The following is a 16424-nucleotide window of genomic DNA, read 5'->3' as shown; positions in this document are numbered from 1 at the left end:
GGTGAGGTTCTACCTCGGATGCCACCAGCCGGCATGGCTGGCGGCAACGGACATCCCGCTGTTCATCTCCCACCGCCGACTCGCCCACCGCCGAACCCTTCCGCGAGCGCTCGGGCCGTGGTGCCTGGACTCCGGCGCATTCAGTGAGATCCAGCAGTACGGCCGGTGGACCATCACCGCCGAGCAGTACGCCGCCGCCGTCCGCCGCTACGTACAAGAGATCGGCGGGCTCCAATGGGCGGCTCAAATGGACTGGATGTGTGAGCCCGTTGTCATAGGCGGCGGCCAGGTGGGACGGTCGCGATTCGTCGGGACCGGGCTCTCGGTCGAGGCCCACCAGCAGCTCACCGTGGACAACTACCTGCGGCTGCGGGACATCGCGCCGGATCTGCCGATCGTGCCGGTGATCCAGGGATGGCAGCGCGATGACTACCTGCGCTGCGTAGATCTGTTCGCGCGCTCAGGCGTCGATCTGGAGCATGAGCCAGTGGTCGGTTTGGGCTCGGTGTGTCGGCGCCAGGGGACCGGGGAGATCAGAGCGATCGTTGAGTCGGTAGCCGCGTTGCGGATACGTCTGCACGGATTCGGAGTGAAGACCGCGGGCTTAGGGATCTACGGCCGTCATCTGGCATCGGCCGATAGCCTCGCATGGAGCTACCAGGGCAGATACCGGCCCGGATGCCGAGTCGGCCACCGAACTGAGGCCAACTGTGCCCGCTGGGCGGCCGAGTGGCGTCAAAAGATCATCCGAACTAGCGAAACCGGCCTACCTCGCGACTCGTCAGCTCGGCGCCGTCGACGTTGTGGGACCGGAGGTAGTCGGTGAGCGGCGGGTCCGCCCCAATGGGGCGGTACCGGCTAGCACGGTCCCCCGGCAAGGGACCCGCCATCTCACCTGGCCCCGCGAAGGCCCAGGACGCCCGACCAGAGTGGGGCTTCTTCATCCGACGCGGAACGTGCCCACCAGCCTACGCCCTACCCGCCACCACACGGACCACGATTTGCGACAGGAGAACCCCAGGTGAAGGCCCTAGAATCGGTAGCCGACCGGCACCGCCGGCCCGCCTCTGCCTGCCCGGCAGGAGCGTCCACGCCGCGCCCCGGAGGCACCCCGCCATGCCGCTGCACGAGTTCGCCGGCCGCGAGGTCGTCGACCGCACCGCCATGGTCAGCTACGGCATCGGCCGCTCCACCCTCGATGCTGCGTACGCCAACCGCGCCGAGACCGGGTTTCCGGAGAAGGCCACCCGCGAGGGCCGCACCGACTACTGGTTCACCGACGAGTGGGAGACCTGGTTCGCCGGACACCAGAAGGAGAAGGCAGCCCGCCTCACCGAGGTCGACCGCAGCGGCGACCCGGACGATCTGGTCTACGCCGCCGAAGCCGCGCGGATCATCGGGTGGAAGGACGCCGCCGCCGTCCGCAAGGCCGTCCGCGACGGCTACCTCCCGGCGGCCAGCCCGCAGGACTACGACGGCCGCCGCCCGCGATGGCGGCGCGCCACGCTCTGGGACGCCGCCGACGCCCGGACCGGACACGGAAGCCCGCGGTCCGGACCTCGAAAGTCCCGCGATCCTAAGCCGGCCACCGCGGCCTACGCCAGCGATGAACGGGTGATCGCCCTGAAACGGCGGATTGCGACAGGGGACCATCCACAGGCTGTGGATATCGCTGCGGAGCACCATGTGAGCACGCGTACCGCCGAGCGCTGGCTTCGCGCTGCGACCGAGAGTTCCTGACCGCAGTCCTTCCCGAGCACGCAGCAGAGGAGGAGCGGCCAGGGGCGTCGCCGGGTGCGCTTCGATTGGCCTCGCTGCGCGTGGCCGGCGGACGAAGGGACGTGCTTTTCCCCGCTCCGCGCTGCACATGATCCGGGGTCGCCCCGCGGCGTCAAGGGCGCTGCGCGTCGCTGTCGCGAGCGGGCTGCGCCCACCCCTGGACTCCGCGGGGACTCTTGGCCCCGGACCCATCGGCAGCTATTGCGGAACGGGGAAGTGCGACCGGCCACCGACGCCAGGGCCGTAGGCCGTTGCATTGTCCTGAACAGGTGACGAAACCTCAGGTCACAGCCATATAACGGTTGAGATCAAGGCCCTGTAGGGGTTGCGCTAGGCGAGCTAAGAGAGTAAATTAAGAGATGTCGGAAGGGCGGCAACCCGGACGACACCCAGGACGAACTACCAGAGCAAAGGACCAACCTCATGATCGGCAACAGCATCACCCTGGTCGGCAACCTCACCGACGCCCCGTCGCTGCGCTTCCTGGACAACGGCAGCAGCATCGCCAACTTCACGGTCGCCCACACCGAGCGGGTCTTCGACAAGTCCTCGAACGAGTGGAAGGACGGAGACTCGGTGTACGTCCGCTGCGGTGTGTGGAAGTCCGCCGGAGCGGAAAACGTCGCCGAATCGCTGTCGAAGGGCTCGCGCGTCATCGTGACCGGCAAGCTGCGCCAGAACAACTGGGTCACCGACAACGGCGAGAAGCGTTCCACTCTGAACCTGGAGGTCGAGGAGATCGGCGTCTCGCTCCGCTTCGCGGTCGCCACGCCGGTCAAGGCCAGCCGCACCGCGCAGAGCGCCGCCCCGAGCCCGGACCCGTGGTCGATGCCCACTCCCGCCACCGCCGGTGCCGAACGGCCGTTCTGATCCCCGAGGCTGTGCCCGGCCAGTTCCGGGCACAGCCGCCGCCGAGCCGCTGAGCTCACGCCTGTCCCGAGGTGGCGGCAACCACCCGGGACAGGCCCACCCAGGACGCCGACCAGAGATCAAGGAGCATCCCGCCATGGGCTACCCGTGGGGCTTCAGCACAGACGAAGCCGAGGACGAGCGCGCCACCGCCGAGTGGGCACGCAACCACGCCACCATCATCCGCACCGCGCTGTCCGCCTACGCCGAACGCATGCAGGAAACCGCCGACCAGGCGTACCACGCGTGGCAGGCCGGCCAGAGCGACCCGGCGGTCAAAGCCGCCCAGGACGCGAGCATGGTCACCAACGGCGGCTTCGGAGGCTGTTCACGGCTGTTCGCCGAGTCGGCCGCCTCCGCTCGCCGGGCGCTGGCGTCGATGTCCGAATACCTGCCAGTGCTCTGACCATGAGCACCCTGAGACCCTTTCCGCCCGCCTCCGGCAGATTCTCCGGCCTGATCTGCAAGAACATCAGGATCACCGCTCACACCGTCGATATCGAGCCCGGCAGCCCGGAGAACGAGATCACCAGTATCGACGTGTTCAACGATCACGGCGTTCTCCTTGGCCACGTGAAGCCCGCCGCGCGACCCGGTTGGTGGATCGGCACCACCCGCCGCGACGACGACTCGCCCAGCCCCGAGCTGTCTACCTACGGCGACGCCGTCCGCTGGGTCGACGTGATGGCTCACCGCTACTGACCTCACCAACGGCCTACGGGCACAGCCCGAGCCCGGTCGCTCAGGAACACCGAGGGTTCCGCCCTCCTCTCCGTGTCGGCGCGGCGCGGCAACGCCGCGTCGACACGCACCAGGACAACCCACCAGAGAACAGGACCGCCATGTCCAGAACCGTTGCGAGCAGAACCCGGCGAGAACTCGGCTTCTTCCTCGCCCGCCAGCGCGAATATGACGTCGGCGAGATCGTCGCGTCCGTGGTCTACAAAGCCACCGCCGCCGACACCTTCGACCCCGAGGAGCACGGCCGCAGCCTGAACCCGCCCTCCGACCGGCACGGGCATCCGGCTTCCGCCTATGCGGATTTCCACGTCCGCGCCTACCTCGAACCCGAGGGCCGATGCCACAGCACCCGCTACGTGTTCAAGCCGTTCGAGATGGACACGGCCCGCGCCGAGGCGTGCGTGCGCGTCCTGCGCAGCGTCGACAGGGCCACCAAGGCGATGCAGGACGCCGACGGATACCTTCCCTGCCACGACTTCACCGGTCATCTGCTGCGCGTCGCCCGCGCGATCGGCGCCGACTACTTCGACTGGCGACCACAACCGCGCAGCCCCATCGAGCGCACCGATGCCGAAGGACTCGGAGAAGTCGTCTCCGTACTGCTCGGCACCACGGACGGCGGCGCATGAGGCCCCTGCGTCGGCCACCGGTCCGCCGCCCAGTGGCGCCGCTCCCGGCCAAGCCCGTCCCCCGCCGTTCAGCACCCCGCCGCCCCCACTCGGCCACGCCGACCAGCACCACCCCGGAGAACCCCGTGACCAACCCCAACCTCAGCGCCGCCCGCGCCTACATCCTCACCCTGGCCAACTGGGCCGACCTGGAAACCGTCACCCAGGCAATCCGCGACCGGCGAACCGTGCTCAACGCCAACCTCAGCCCCGGTCGGACGATACGGCTGAGCGGACTTCGCCGCTGCTACCTCAACCGGCTGACCGGCTCGATCCACACGATCGACCCGACGCGGGAGCGCGCCGACATCGAGTTGGACGAAGCCTCCACCCAGACGCTGCGCAGCAAGGGCCGTGAGAAGTACGACATCCCCCAGGAGCAGACGCGATACATCCTGCGAGGCGTGCCGCTGGCCGCCTGCATCCCAGCCCCCTGACCCAGCCGCCACCAGCCGGAGCGCACGACGGCAACCGTGCCCACCGGTCCCAGGACAACCATCCAGAGGACTACCCCATGCCCGAACCCCCGCGCCAGACCTTCCAATACGGCATCTGGATCTTCGATGTCACCGCCGCCGAACACCTCATCGCCACCACCGGGCAACGCCCGATCGTGCTGCTGGACGTGCCGATGTGGGCACACGCCTACGGCCTGGACCGCGACGATCCGTCGGCCGTGCCGCTGCTCGGCCCCGGCGACGGCTTCGATCGCGCCTATGCGATGACAACGGACTTGTCCCGGCCGCTGCTACTGGCCACGCTCCCTACCGGTGACGGCGCATCCGGACATCTGCTCATCGACGGATGCCACCGGCTGTTCCACGCCTGGAGCACCGGCCGCGCGACCCTGACCGCTCACGAGCTGGACCGCGCAGAGACCGACAGCATCCTTCTTCGCCGGCCTGCGTCGGATACCGGCCAATCGACGCGCTCCGCGCGACAGCCCCGGATTCCCCGCCCCCGCTCCGGGTGCCACGCGTGACCGAGGTACCGGCCGGGATCGGAGGCGATGACCCGCTTCGCGAAGTGCTGGACGAGCGGGTCCGTGACGCCGCACGCACCCTGACCTTCAGCGCTGCGCGTATGGTCTTCGACCCGGCCAAGCCGGGACAGTGCTGTGCCGCCGTGCGCGAGCTGAGCCACGCGCTCGACCGGCTCGGCGACGCCGCCGGCTTCGCCGACCTCCATGCCGGAGCCTGCATCGAAGCCGTCGCCGCACACCTCGCCATGAGCATGGCCGCCGCACGCCGACGCTTCGGCGACGGCACGCCACCGGCCCTACCGCTATCGGTGGTGCTCGCCAGCCTGAACGAGCCGTCGTAGACGGCCCTGATCTTCTGCATTCCAGCTGAGGCCTGCGCGGCAACGCCGGCCGAAGGCTCCCAGGACAACGACCAGAGAGCAGGACGACCATGTCCCACACCCAGCTCCACAACGCTTCCGGCGACCGCGCCGACGAAGTTCAGCCGCCATTCAAGGTCTTCATCGACGGAAGGCCGGTCCACGCAACTCCCTGCGCACCCTCGCGGCCAGGCGCTTCAACTGGTGGAATAGCCCAAACGGCTTGGCAGGCCGGGACCACCGACGACCGCAGCAACGGAGACGGCACCATGGGCAGCGCGCAGAACCAGGACAACGGCATCCCGGGCAAGACGCTGGCCGTCGCGCTCGGACTCGGCGGCTTCACAACGCTGCTGTTGCGCGTGCTAACTACCACGTGGCCTCACTCCATCGAGGCAGGCGCCATCATCGCAGGACTGCAACTGTTCACCTTCGTCACCGTGCGGGACATGGCGCTCAAGCAGAGCCAGCCACCCCGGAAGTAGCCCGACGCCGCAGCGCGTCAGCCCCACCTCACTTCCCGCCTGCCTGCGTCGAAGGATCCTCCCTTGTCCGTTTCCCTCTCACTTCCCATGCGCGAAGAGCGCCAAGACATACCCGGCGAGGCACTGACTCGCCGGGCCGTCACCACCATCACCGGCGTGATCGCTGGCCTGACGTTCGTCTTCAGCTTCGGCAACGTCGCCGCACTCGCGGCGTACCTGCACGTCCCGCTCTACATCGGCTGGCTGGTCGGCCCGGCCGTGGATCTGTCGGTCGTCGGACTGCTGCTCGGGATCCGCTACCTGTCCCTGCACGGCTACACCGATAAGCAGCTGGAGAAGCCCCGCCGGCTGCTGATCCTGTGCGGCCTTCTGACGATGGCGCTCAACACCGCCGAGTCGATCTGTGCTGGGCGCTACGGCACCGCAGCATTCGACGCCGTGGCCCCCCTGTTGCTGTTGGGCTGGAGCGAGAACGGCCCGTGGCTGCTACGCCAGATCTACACCGTCCGCAGCCTGCACGCCGCGACGGGACCCGGTCCCGCGGCAGCCGAGCAAGCCAGCGCTACGGCCGTCGTTCCGGTCCTCGATAACGCCGATTCGGGCCCGGCCGAGCCTCCTGCCGGACAGGACGAACCGGCACAGCAGGCGGGGATCGGCGAGGATCCGCTGCTGGCTCGCGCCCGCGAGCTGGACAAGGCCCACCGCCGCACCAGCGGACGCGGGATCTCCCGCGACCGGCTCCGCGACGAACTGCGCATCCAGCGGAACCGCGCCAGCGAACTCTGCCAACGACTCCGCGCCGAAGCAGCAGCCGCAGCAGTCGACGCTGAGCCGGCCGCTGACGCTCCTGAGCGAGAGGTCGCCTTGGTCGCGGTCTGACCGAGGTCACGCCGAGAGGTCGCCTCCGAACTCCGGCTCGACCGGTGAACTGCTGGACGCCCAAGGGGAACCACACCGGTCCCCGGCGCCGCAACCCCACGCTTCGCTCTTCGGGGGTTGCCCCGCCGGGGACCGCCGTGGTTTGCCACGGCACGCCAGCAGGCCACCCGGCCGAACGGCCCGGACCGACAAGGCGCGGCAACGCCACGGTCCGGCCCAGGACAAGCGACCAGACCAGGAGCACCGCAGTGACCATCCTCGAACTGCCACCGACCACGCTCGACACCCCGCCGCTGACCGTCGTCACGCACACCGTCAGCCTCGACCTGCCGGACGAGTTCGGGCAGCTGGTCGTCGATGAAGAACTCGACTTCGCCACCGGCACCGCCTACTACCGCATCGTCAAGGCCGAACGCGCCCGCGGCTCCTTCACCATCCGTCCGAACCACACCGGCCTCACCCCGCTCCCCACCGACGCAGGAGTCTGGTACGGCCGCGGCTTGCCCGACGTCAACCAGTGCGACCGCACCGACCGCCCCATCATCAACGGCATCACGCTCGGCGGCGGCGCCCACTTCACCCACCCCGAACGGTGGCGCACCCTCACCCCGCGCGACGTGGCCGTATCCACCCCACTGACCCGCAGCTCGGCCCAGCCTGCCCCCGACAAGACTCGCCAGCGCGCCGGCTGGATCGTCATCACCCTGCTCGCCCACTACACCAGCCACCCCGACTACCGCGAGCTCCAGCAGGCCGCAGCCGGCTACGACGCCACCACCCGGCTCCGCGAGACCCGCCGCATGATCGCCGACCGGGCCGCCGACATCGCCGATCTCACCGACCAGCTCGCAGAGCACACCGAGCGCGAGCGCGCGCTCCAGATCCTGGCTTCCGATCACGCCCGCCGCACCGTCGCCGCCAGCTACTTCCGCAGCAACCCGGCTCTCTGACCCCGCCGCGCCGGGCTGGCGCGGTCGCGCCGGCCCGGCTCCCTTTCACGACCAGGAGAGCCGGATCCATGAACACCGACGAGGCATTCGGCCACGCTTTCACCGCGGGCCACGATGGCAACCACTGCACATGCGGCGAGCACCGCTTCGCCGCCATCCACAACCCCGAGCGGTATCCCTTCACCCCCGAACTACACGACAGCGCCGAGGACTACGCCGACGTCCGTCGCCACTGGGCCAGCCCTTGGCAGCTGCGTGCCGAGCTGACCTCCGAGGCCGAACAGCTCCGCTGGCGCACCATCGCCCTGATGACCGCCCCTGACGGCGAACCGGTCGAGGACTACGACTGGCACGCCCAGCACGGCGGCGCTAACGAGCCGCATATCTGCCACCGCGCACTGTGGCAGTCCAACAGCGAGACGATCGAGCGTGTCCTCTGTGACGCTGGCGCCAACTTCTCCGTCTGGCGCGGCATTTTCACCTACGACGCCTCCCACGGCCCGACGCTTGAGGCGGTCGCCGCGCTGGAGACCTCGCTCGCTCACTACCCATCTCTGGACGACGCCCGGCTGTGCCAGCTGGAGCAGGATGCAGCCTGCGCTGAACTGCTCCGCGGATGGAAGGTGCCCGAAGACCTGGTCCAGGCGGTGTTGACCGGCTTGGGCGAGCGAGGCTGTTCGCTGTGCCCAGAGTGCGAGAGCTGGCCCGTCGACGACATCCTCGCCGAACACGGCGTCGTCGACTGCGCGGCGGAGTGCGGCGGGCAGGTACGCAGCCGCGAGTCGGCACCCCTGTGCCACGACTGCGCCGAGGCCGAGGCCGGTCCCGGCTGCGACTGCGTGACGGTCATGGTCAACAGCAAGCGACCGTCCGGCGCCGCGCCCACCCGAGCGGACATCTTCATCGTCCGCGTCAACTGCAACATCTGCTACACGTACGTCCTCCCGCACGCCGGAATCCGCGCGTGAACCAGCCCTGCGCTGCCCTAAGACCGGAGTCGAACGACTCCGGTCTCAATCGCGCGCTCGGCGCCGGCGCTTGCCCCTCGCACGGTGCTGGCCCAGAAATCCGACGACAGTGGTGAAGGCGACCACGACAGCCGTGACCAGCGACAGGGCCGCTGTAGCAACCTGCATTTCTTCCTCCTGGCTCAGCACGGTGACTCGACACTAAGGCCAGATGAGTCGTCGAACCCTGCGAAAAAATCAGGGTCTGTTTTGGCGAAAAATTCAGGGTCGCCACCCTGGCCAGAGATGAAGCTGCGACCTCCGCCCGCTGGCGGATCGCGCATCGGAGTCATCCGCGAGCAGGCATCGGCGGAAGCGGCCGGCCGTTGCTCGCCATGTCGCAGACCGATTGCTGACGCCGACGGTGTACCAGAACCTCCCCGGACAGTGTCCAGGTCGTTCGTCCTCGCTGCGCTGCGGGCGCTCCACCTGGACACCGCCGGGGACGCCCCGGTCCAGGCAGGCCCGTCAGCAATCCCGCAGCGACGAAAGGCCGCCCACCATGACCACCGATACCGTCTTCGCCGAAGACCTCGCCGTCGCGCTCGCCGCGTTGGACGTCGACACCGAGCTCGTCCGTGTCGCGTGGGCGGAGATCCACGCAGAGCTGCGCACCGCCAACATCTACGGCACTCTCCTATGCCGCACCGGCTCGTGCCGTACGGCCGGCATCATGAGCCGCGGCGCCATCCGCCTCTACGGCTACGCCCCGGACCTGCGGGCCGTGCCGGTCGGGGACTGCGGCCGGCACGAAGCCGAAGAGGCGGCCCAGCGAATCGCCGAGCTGATCGAATACGGCCGGCTCGAAGTCGAGTCCCGCGCGACTTACCCGGAGGCGTGGGCGCACGAAAGCCCACAGCTGTGGATGGGCTACCGCTGGAAGTCGCTGGACGCACTCGCCCGCATGTAGCTGCTCGACCAACTTCGAGGTGCCAGGAATGCTTCCTGGCGCCTCGAAGGCGATGACGCCGCGTCAGGCTTTGATGCCCGCTCCGAGGGTTGCGAGGCTCAGGCCCGCGAAGTCGAGCCCACGGAACGCTCCCGCCGGTGCGCCGGCATGCAGTCCGAGGGTGACGGCGGCGGCCGTCGCCTCGGCCAGCGCGGCCAGTGTGGAGCCATGTGTGGCGACCCGCATGTCCACGGCGACGACTCCGATGCCGGGCACCGTCGACACCGTGAGGGTTCCAATGTCGCCCTCGTGACCAACGGGGACCTCACGGGTCGTCGACGACACCTGCCGGGGGATGACCGGGCGAGGCAACGCGGAGGTCTTCGGCACGACGCTCACGACTGCTCCTTACTCTCTGTAGTGGACGGGGGCTACGAGATTAGACGGCAGGTCCGACACAGCCGCCTCATCAGTCACGACTCCTACCGCTTGCTACGGCGGTTGGATTGACAGCCGGGCAAGACCCGCCGAGAGTGTGACCATGTCTCTCGCTCAAACGTTCGAGAAAGGTGAATCGGGGCGAGACCGCGAAATCGAGGTCGAGCGGCTGAGAACGCTGTTGCGGGATTCCGGGACGACTCCGGAAGTACGCCGCCGCGGCCCGGCTCAGGGCGGGGCGATCCCTATGCACGAGTGTCTGAGCCTGCTGGTCCCCGGCGGCGTCCTGGAGCGGGGCACGATCGTCGCCCTGCCACCCCGACCGGGATCCTCTCCGCAGCTCGGCACTGGTCCGGGCTACCTCGCGCTCGGCCTGCTCGCCGGCGCCACAGCTGGAGGTGCTTGGGCCGCAGCGGTGGGCTTCCCGGACTTGGGCATCGCTGCGGCTGCCGGGCTGGGGGCGGACCTGTCGCGATTTCTGCTTCTGGACGAGCCGGGCGACCGCTGGCCCGAGGCAGTCGCACTGCTCGCGAAGGCTGTCGACATCGTCCTGCTGCGACTGCCGCATCGGCCGACAGGCCAGCAGGTCCGCGTGCTCACGAGCAAGGTCCGGACCACCGAGCGGCAGCGTGGCGCGGTGCTGGTCGTCGCAGGAGACTGGCCCGAGGCCCACCTGCGCATGCGCACGGACCGACAGCAGTGGTTCGGACTCGGCGAGGGCACCGGACACCTCACCGGGCGACGCGCGGCGATCGTCAGCGACGGCCGCGCCACCCGCGGGCGCAACCGGACGGCCGACCTCTGGCTACCTGGCGCGGACGGCTCGATGTCCGCCTACTCCGAGGCCAGCGGCGCCCAATGGAATCCCCACGCGGGCACTCGACCGCGTCTGCGGATCGCCTGACTACTCGGCCGGGATAACCCGGGCAGCTCGTCGGCAGTTCCGTCGGCCGTGCCGGTGCTGCTGGTCGCCTACGGAACCAGAGCGGGCCGGGGCTCGCGCAACCCCACGCTCGCACGCTCGCTCTCCGGGGGTTGCCCGCCCCCGGACCCGCCCCGGTTGGCAGAGCCCGCCAGCAGGCCACCCGGCCCGCACCACGGCTCCCCAACCGCCTGGAGCAGCACCATGACCACCGCACGAACTGACATCGAGTCCGGCCCCAACCCGCCGCCGAGCCCGCGCGGCACCATCACGATCACACACACCCGAGCCGACGGCACGACGGCCGTCGGCGGCGCCAAGGGCGACGGATCCGGCGACATCCTGAAGGACTACCCGCAGCGCTTCCGCTGGTCGCCCTACCTGCGCTGCTGGGTCATCCGGAACTCCCGCGACAAGCAAGCTGATCACCGCAAGATCGAGGCTGCGGCGACCGCGCTGCGCGCGGCTGGCTTCGAGGTCAGCGTAACCATCGACGAAGACACCAGGCGCACCTTCGCCGAAGCCGAGGCCGACCGCTACGAGCGCGCCGAAGCCCGCGCCGAGCGCCGCCAGGACTACGCCGACGCCGCCGCCGACCGTTCCGCAGCGCTCTACAGCGCCGGCCGCGAGAAGCTGTCCCGGATCCCGTTCGGTCAGCCGGTCCTCACCGACCACTACTCCGCCAACCGGGACCGGAACTACCGCGCCCGCGCCGCTGCCCAGATCGACAGATCCTTCGTTGAGGCCGACAAGCACGCCCATCACGCCAACCTCGCCGCCGCAGCCGCCGCCTACCGCGGCCATCGCGAGAACGTTCCCCGCACGCTTCGGCGCATCGAAAAGCTGGAGGCCGAGGAGCGGCAGCTCCTCCGCCTGCTCGAACCCGTCGACCACGAAGGCGGCAACGCCGACACCTCCGAGTGGGACGCGGAGCTGAAGCGCCGCCTGGACGAGACGCGCGAGCAGTTGGACTACTGGCGGGAGCACGTCAAGGCCGCCGAGGCGGACGGCGTCAAGGTCTGGTCGAAAGCCGACTTCGCCAAGGGCGACTTCGTCCTCTACGGCGGCCGATGGTACGAGGTCCTGCGGGTCAACCCCAAGAGCGTCACTGTCCCCACGAGCTTCAACGGCTGGAGAGAACCGATCGTGCGCGCCAACGACCCGAAGTTCCCGCGCACCGCCACCGCTGCCTACTACGAGGTCCGCGGTCGGCGGAGCGCCGACGAGATGGCCGCTGCGATTGCCTCGGCAGACCCAGGCCCCACCGGAGCCAGCGCGTAGTTCCCCAGGCGCGTGTGCCGCGACAGGCGGCGGCACACGCGCGTCGATCGCGATCGGGTTCTATACCTGCGCTCAGTTATTGCTATGGCCGGGCCACCGCGCGAGGAGCGGTCGTCGCGTGTGTTGCGACGGTTCGACCACTTCGATATCGCGTGCCGCCGCACGCTCGGCCTTCGCCCCCACAGCGAACTTGGCGGTCAGTTCACCACACTTGGACGAAGCCCGGTCGAAATCAGGCCAGCGTGCGGTAGAGCCGTCCTTCTCGGCGGACAAGCGTCGGCGGGCCGCCTCACCGACGATGTCGAGTTCTACGTACGCGGCTGTGAGCTCCCTGGCGAGTACAACGACGGATTCCGGGGCCTCCAACAGCACCACGGAGTAGAACATCCAGCGATTGTGCTCGACCTCGATTACGCGAGCGTACAAGCGGTCCAGCTCATCAGCACTCGCACCCTCCCGGAAGCCGATCAACAGACTTCGCCAGGCGAGCTCGAACTGGATGCCAGCACGCAGGAAGTCCGCGTATGCGACGCGAGCGATCCGGATCTCTTCAGCCGCGACGGCCGCTTGAAGTTGCGCCTGGTTCAGTCGTAGTTGGGTGCGCGCCGCCGTAAGGCTGCCCCATATCGCGGCGCCGGCACCGAGACCCGCCCCAATCAGTCCTGCAAGAGCTCCCGTCAGTTCTGCCCCCATAGCGTTCAGCGTTACGCAGAACATTGATTCCATCAAGCATCGCGACTAGTGCGGTATCGCACGCGAACCACGGACTCGTGGTGGGCGCCGGGCCTAGGGACGTTAAGCGTTACGAAAGTCCCACGTGTCAACCCAGTCCGCTTGACCTGCGGAAACAACTGGTGGCGCCACCGCTACGTAGAGTGTATTCTGGGCGTCGTTCGGCCAAGAGTATGTGCCGAATCGCAGAGATTCCCACCAGCCTGCTGGTGGGTTTTTTCGTTTCTGCGCATGTTCCGTCGATGGCCCCGGACCCTGCGGTCTGGGGCCATCGACGTCTCCACGCCCAGGAAGGCAGACTCTTGATGGTCGACGCGTGGCCGATCGTTGGCGCGATTACTTTGCTCGGGCATGCAACGATCCGCGCTTGGCTGCTACGTGGCATTGCTCGCGACGTGCTGAACCGAGCAAACCCCGAGGACATTCCCCGGATTGTGGATGGCCTGGCCAGGCTTCACGAGGTCGAGCCGCCGCTATCGCCAGAGACATTGTCGGCTGGTCCGCATGGACGCGACGATGGGTCTGTGCCGAGGACTGACATCGAGCACCAGTCGTGACCCGCCGACGGACGACGCCGCGTGACTCTGTGGGCGACTCCGCTGTCAGCGGTGCCGCGGCGATCAACTTCTGGACGCTGCTGACCGAGGCGTCCGGCGCGGAAAAGGTCGCGCTCCATGCTGGGCCAGAGCTAGCCGAGCCGTTCAAGCACTTCAACGCTGCTGTTGGCAACTACCGAAACGCAGCTGATGTCGCCTGCTACCTCTACGGGATCAACGACGGCGTGCCCAAGTCCTATGAGGAAACCGCAGTCCGCTTCAACACGTCCGTCAAAGTGGTCAAGTCGGTGGAAGGCGCCGCACTTGACCTGATCCGCATGCTAAGGAACGCTCGCTCACCAGGGAGCAACGATGATCAGCCTGATGTCCTTGACGAACTGCGTGATCTAGCCGCAATCCGATACTTCGGACCGCGCGGCCCTCGACCTCTGCGGAAGGGCGAGGATCGTCCGGACGATCCTTGGAACGGCCAAAGCTGCCTCGTCTGCAACAGCCCTCTGCCCTACGCCGGCACGGGTCGGCCACGCTCCACATGCTCTTCGCGGTGTCGACAACGGCTCTATCGCCTGCGGAAGAACGGCATTCAGCCGAGCCAAATCTCACCGGAGCCCGATCACGTGCCTGCCGCCGCAGAGCGGCCACGTACACACTGGGCACCGCGGCACCAGACCGCAGGGTACGTTTCCTTCGAGGAAGCGGCGCAGGACTTCCGGGACAAGGTCGCCGAGCTCCAGGTGGCGGTTGCCAAGCCCTATTCGCTCATGGTGGGGCATCAGGTCTACGCAGTATGGGAATCCGGGTGGTACTTCAGCACGCTCTTGCGGGACCAGCGACCACCCACCACCGACGCTGCGAGCAGCCGCGCCGTCCTGACCGCTCTTGCACGAATCATCGACGAGCTGGGACGGCTGGCGGAGGCAGACGACGACTACGGCCGCGCCCAGTGGCACAACTCAACGCAGCAGAAAGCCGTCAGCGCTCTTGCCAAGTTCGCGCGGATCGCTACCAAGATCGTCGGGCTGTGTGACGATCTTTCCCGCGCCCGCAGCAACCTTCCGCGCACCGACTATGGCGGTGCGGGCACTACACCTCCCAGCTGAGCAGCACCGGCGGCCCGCAGGGCTAGTCCTTGGCGGAGAGCCGGGCGATGTGGAAGTCCAAGGCCATCTCATCTGCCGTGTCACGGCTCCGGACGTACGCGCACACGAGGCACTGCCCAGACCCGAACCCATACCCGTAGTCATCAATGCCCTGAATGCAGAAGGTATCGAGTCCGCATACGGGGCACTCTTCAAGTTCCTGACCATCCGGATTGTGCTTGGGGTGATACGCGTTCGGGTTCTCCACATCCACCGCCCGACGCGCAGCCTCGTCTTCACCGATGAGATCGAGGAACGCGACCGCCCGCAAGATGGAGGCACGATCGTCTTCGCGTGCTTGATCCCAGACCCTGTCGGACTCCTCACCACTCAGGGAGCGGAGACTCCGGTGATGATCCAGAGCCCGGAGTGCGTCGACGTGTCGCTCTTCAAGGCGTCCTGGACCGCGAGCATGACGGACCTGCTGTGTCTGCGTCACCCCATCGCGCAGCGTCGCCACATCAACCAGCGTATTAAGACCCTGGCTGATACTGGTGTCTGGGATGGGGTAAACGCCTGTCTGTCCGTCCTGCGGAACGCGCTCTGAGATGACGTCCAAGAGCTCCGCTGCGGAACGTACGCGGCCCCTGGCATTGGCCTCAGCGCCTGGCCACTCAAGCGCCACGATCGCCGCAAGGCCGTTTGTTAGAGCTTGATCGAAAACGGCTTCGCAGCCCGGCTGATCTGGGGCCAGACGGACCGTGCACGCTGCGTACACCCAACTTCGTTCCTGCTGCATGGACCCATCTTCGTGGACACGGTCGAGAGAAGCGATGCATTTCACCCGAGGGTGGTCCGGGCGGTTTAACTCGGCTCTCGGCCGTGCGCATAAGCCCAACCTGGCGGCTCGCCCGGCTGACGACCTGAGGTAAGCACACTCCGCTCCGGCACGCGGCAAGGCCGGGGCCGCTTCGCGGTCGCGCTGCGCGCGAGCCTTGCCCCGACCGGCGCGGGCGTGCTTGGCCTGCGGCCCGCCAGCTCGGGCCAAACCGCCCGAGGGGACTCCGGCCCCGACGGCGCGGCAACGCCGACGAGGCCGGCCAGGACACCCAGCGACCATCGTCAGGAGCACGCCCATGACCATCCTCGAACACGAAAGCCTGTGCGCACCGGACGCGCCGTGCGACGAACGCGCTCCCCGTCTCCGTCTCGCCGCCAGCCTCATTGGGCTGGACGCGGCATTCCGCGACATCGCCGATGTCATCGATTCAGCACTCGACCAGTGCGCATGGGCTGATGAGGAGATCGAAGCTGCCCAACTGCGCCACGGCGAAAATGACCGTGGTCCACTGTGGGGGAGCTTTTCTCTGCTGCGTCCGGCAAGTGACCGCCCCTGGCCGGAGTTGCTGTACCGCACACACTGCCGCGAACTGCTCGACCGCGTCGCCGCCGGCGCTGATACGCGCCCGGCCACCGACGCCGAGAAGCTTGCGGTTCTGTCCGCCGCCAGTCAGACGGCGCCGCTGAACGGCGGGGCCGAAACCCTCTACCTGCGCCTGGGTAACCGCCGGTTTCCCAACATCTTCGATCGAGCAGCGGAGGTCCTCGACATGCAGGCATACGAGACGGTCCACGGTAGCCGTGCCGACGAGTACGAGGCCCTTCTCATGCGCAAGCTCTCCCAGCCGTGGCGCACGGCCGGTGCCACCGTAAAGACCGTCGAAGAGCCGGATATCCCGCTGCCCGTGTGAGTCGGATTGGAGCCTG

21 protein-coding genes are annotated in these 16424 nt (G+C 68.2%); 18 read left to right on the top strand and 3 right to left on the bottom strand.

Annotated features, from left to right (window positions below; translation table 11 throughout):
- The first annotated feature begins 1 nt into the window (after window position 1).
- The 14 genes from CACI_RS44515 (at window position 2) to CACI_RS44450 (ending at window position 9669) form a co-directional block, all read left to right on the top strand.
- Window positions 2-826, top strand: coding sequence for a deazapurine DNA modification protein DpdA family protein (locus tag CACI_RS44515; RefSeq protein ID WP_015797541.1), 825 nt, complete (start codon window positions 2-4; stop codon window positions 824-826).
- Window positions 827-1116: 290 nt separating this feature from the next.
- Window positions 1117-1740, top strand: coding sequence for a hypothetical protein (locus tag CACI_RS44510; RefSeq protein ID WP_015797540.1), 624 nt, complete (start codon window positions 1117-1119; stop codon window positions 1738-1740).
- A 462-nt stretch (window positions 1741-2202) separates the two neighbouring features.
- A complete protein-coding gene (gene ssb, locus CACI_RS44505) occupies window positions 2203-2649 on the top strand; it encodes a single-stranded DNA-binding protein (protein WP_015797539.1) in 447 nt (148 codons plus the stop codon).
- Window positions 2650-2785: 136 nt separating this feature from the next.
- Window positions 2786-3094, top strand: coding sequence for a hypothetical protein (locus CACI_RS44500; RefSeq protein WP_015797538.1), 309 nt, complete (start codon window positions 2786-2788; stop codon window positions 3092-3094).
- Between the two features lie 2 nt (window positions 3095-3096).
- A complete protein-coding gene (locus CACI_RS44495; protein ID WP_015797537.1) occupies window positions 3097-3390 on the top strand; it encodes a hypothetical protein in 294 nt (97 codons plus the stop codon).
- A gap of 140 nt (window positions 3391-3530) precedes the next feature.
- Window positions 3531-4058, top strand: a complete 528-nt coding sequence (locus CACI_RS44490) for a hypothetical protein (RefSeq protein WP_015797536.1) — start codon at window positions 3531-3533, stop codon at window positions 4056-4058.
- Window positions 4059-4183: 125 nt separating this feature from the next.
- The gene (locus CACI_RS44485; protein WP_015797535.1) at window positions 4184-4534 is read left to right on the top strand and encodes a hypothetical protein; all 351 of its coding nucleotides are present in this window, start codon (window positions 4184-4186) and stop codon (window positions 4532-4534) included.
- A gap of 77 nt (window positions 4535-4611) precedes the next feature.
- Window positions 4612-5079 (top strand): hypothetical protein, encoded by a 468-nt coding sequence (locus CACI_RS44480; RefSeq protein ID WP_015797534.1) that lies wholly within the window; start codon window positions 4612-4614, stop codon window positions 5077-5079.
- Window positions 5076-5420, top strand: coding sequence for a hypothetical protein (locus CACI_RS44475; RefSeq protein WP_015797533.1), 345 nt, complete (start codon window positions 5076-5078; stop codon window positions 5418-5420). The genes CACI_RS44480 and CACI_RS44475 overlap by 4 nt, the downstream gene beginning before the upstream one ends.
- Window positions 5421-5509: 89 nt before the next feature.
- Window positions 5510-5923, top strand: coding sequence for a hypothetical protein (locus CACI_RS50875; RefSeq protein WP_143765660.1), 414 nt, complete (start codon window positions 5510-5512; stop codon window positions 5921-5923).
- Between the two features lie 63 nt (window positions 5924-5986).
- Entirely contained in the window at window positions 5987-6802 is an 816-nt protein-coding gene (locus CACI_RS47005; RefSeq protein ID WP_223297417.1) for a DUF2637 domain-containing protein, read from the top strand.
- A gap of 248 nt (window positions 6803-7050) precedes the next feature.
- Complete coding sequence (locus tag CACI_RS44460) at window positions 7051-7752, top strand: hypothetical protein (RefSeq protein ID WP_015797530.1); 702 nt, start codon at window positions 7051-7053, stop codon at window positions 7750-7752.
- A 68-nt stretch (window positions 7753-7820) separates the two neighbouring features.
- The gene (locus CACI_RS44455) at window positions 7821-8720 is read left to right on the top strand and encodes a hypothetical protein (RefSeq protein ID WP_015797529.1); all 900 of its coding nucleotides are present in this window, start codon (window positions 7821-7823) and stop codon (window positions 8718-8720) included.
- A gap of 541 nt (window positions 8721-9261) precedes the next feature.
- Complete coding sequence (locus tag CACI_RS44450) at window positions 9262-9669, top strand: hypothetical protein (RefSeq protein ID WP_015797528.1); 408 nt, start codon at window positions 9262-9264, stop codon at window positions 9667-9669.
- Between the two features lie 63 nt (window positions 9670-9732).
- Here CACI_RS44450 and CACI_RS44445 read toward each other — a convergent pair whose 3' ends face one another.
- The gene (locus tag CACI_RS44445; protein ID WP_015797527.1) at window positions 9733-10047 is read right to left on the bottom strand and encodes a hypothetical protein; all 315 of its coding nucleotides are present in this window, start codon (window positions 10045-10047) and stop codon (window positions 9733-9735) included.
- 142 nt (window positions 10048-10189) lie between these two features.
- Between CACI_RS44445 and CACI_RS44440 the strand changes: the two genes are divergently transcribed.
- Both CACI_RS44440 and CACI_RS44435 read left to right on the top strand, forming a co-directional pair.
- A complete protein-coding gene (locus tag CACI_RS44440; protein WP_143765659.1) occupies window positions 10190-10990 on the top strand; it encodes a hypothetical protein in 801 nt (266 codons plus the stop codon).
- A gap of 222 nt (window positions 10991-11212) precedes the next feature.
- Complete coding sequence (locus CACI_RS44435) at window positions 11213-12289, top strand: DUF3560 domain-containing protein (RefSeq protein ID WP_015797525.1); 1077 nt, start codon at window positions 11213-11215, stop codon at window positions 12287-12289.
- Window positions 12290-12361: 72 nt separating this feature from the next.
- On the opposite strand, the gene CACI_RS44430 is transcribed toward CACI_RS44435, so the two are convergent.
- Window positions 12362-12982, bottom strand: coding sequence for a hypothetical protein (locus CACI_RS44430; protein WP_143765658.1), 621 nt, complete (start codon window positions 12980-12982; stop codon window positions 12362-12364).
- 625 nt (window positions 12983-13607) lie between these two features.
- On the opposite strand from CACI_RS44430, the gene CACI_RS50870 reads away from it, so the two are divergent.
- On the top strand, window positions 13608-14678 hold the full coding sequence (locus CACI_RS50870; RefSeq protein WP_143765657.1) for a hypothetical protein: 1071 nt from the start codon (window positions 13608-13610) through the stop codon (window positions 14676-14678).
- Between the two features lie 22 nt (window positions 14679-14700).
- Here the strand turns inward: CACI_RS50870 and CACI_RS48880 are convergent, their stop codons facing one another.
- A complete protein-coding gene (locus tag CACI_RS48880) occupies window positions 14701-15456 on the bottom strand; it encodes a hypothetical protein (protein WP_223297416.1) in 756 nt (251 codons plus the stop codon).
- A gap of 337 nt (window positions 15457-15793) precedes the next feature.
- On the opposite strand from CACI_RS48880, the gene CACI_RS44415 reads away from it, so the two are divergent.
- Window positions 15794-16408 (top strand): hypothetical protein, encoded by a 615-nt coding sequence (locus CACI_RS44415; RefSeq protein ID WP_015797521.1) that lies wholly within the window; start codon window positions 15794-15796, stop codon window positions 16406-16408.
- Window positions 16409-16424: the final 16 nt, after the last annotated feature.

The sequence above is a fragment of the Catenulispora acidiphila DSM 44928 genome, from assembly GCF_000024025.1.
Classification (GTDB): Bacteria; Actinomycetota; Actinomycetes; order Streptomycetales; family Catenulisporaceae; genus Catenulispora; species Catenulispora acidiphila.
Note: the sequence above shows the minus strand (reverse complement) of the source record. Positions and strands in the feature narration are given on the sequence as shown.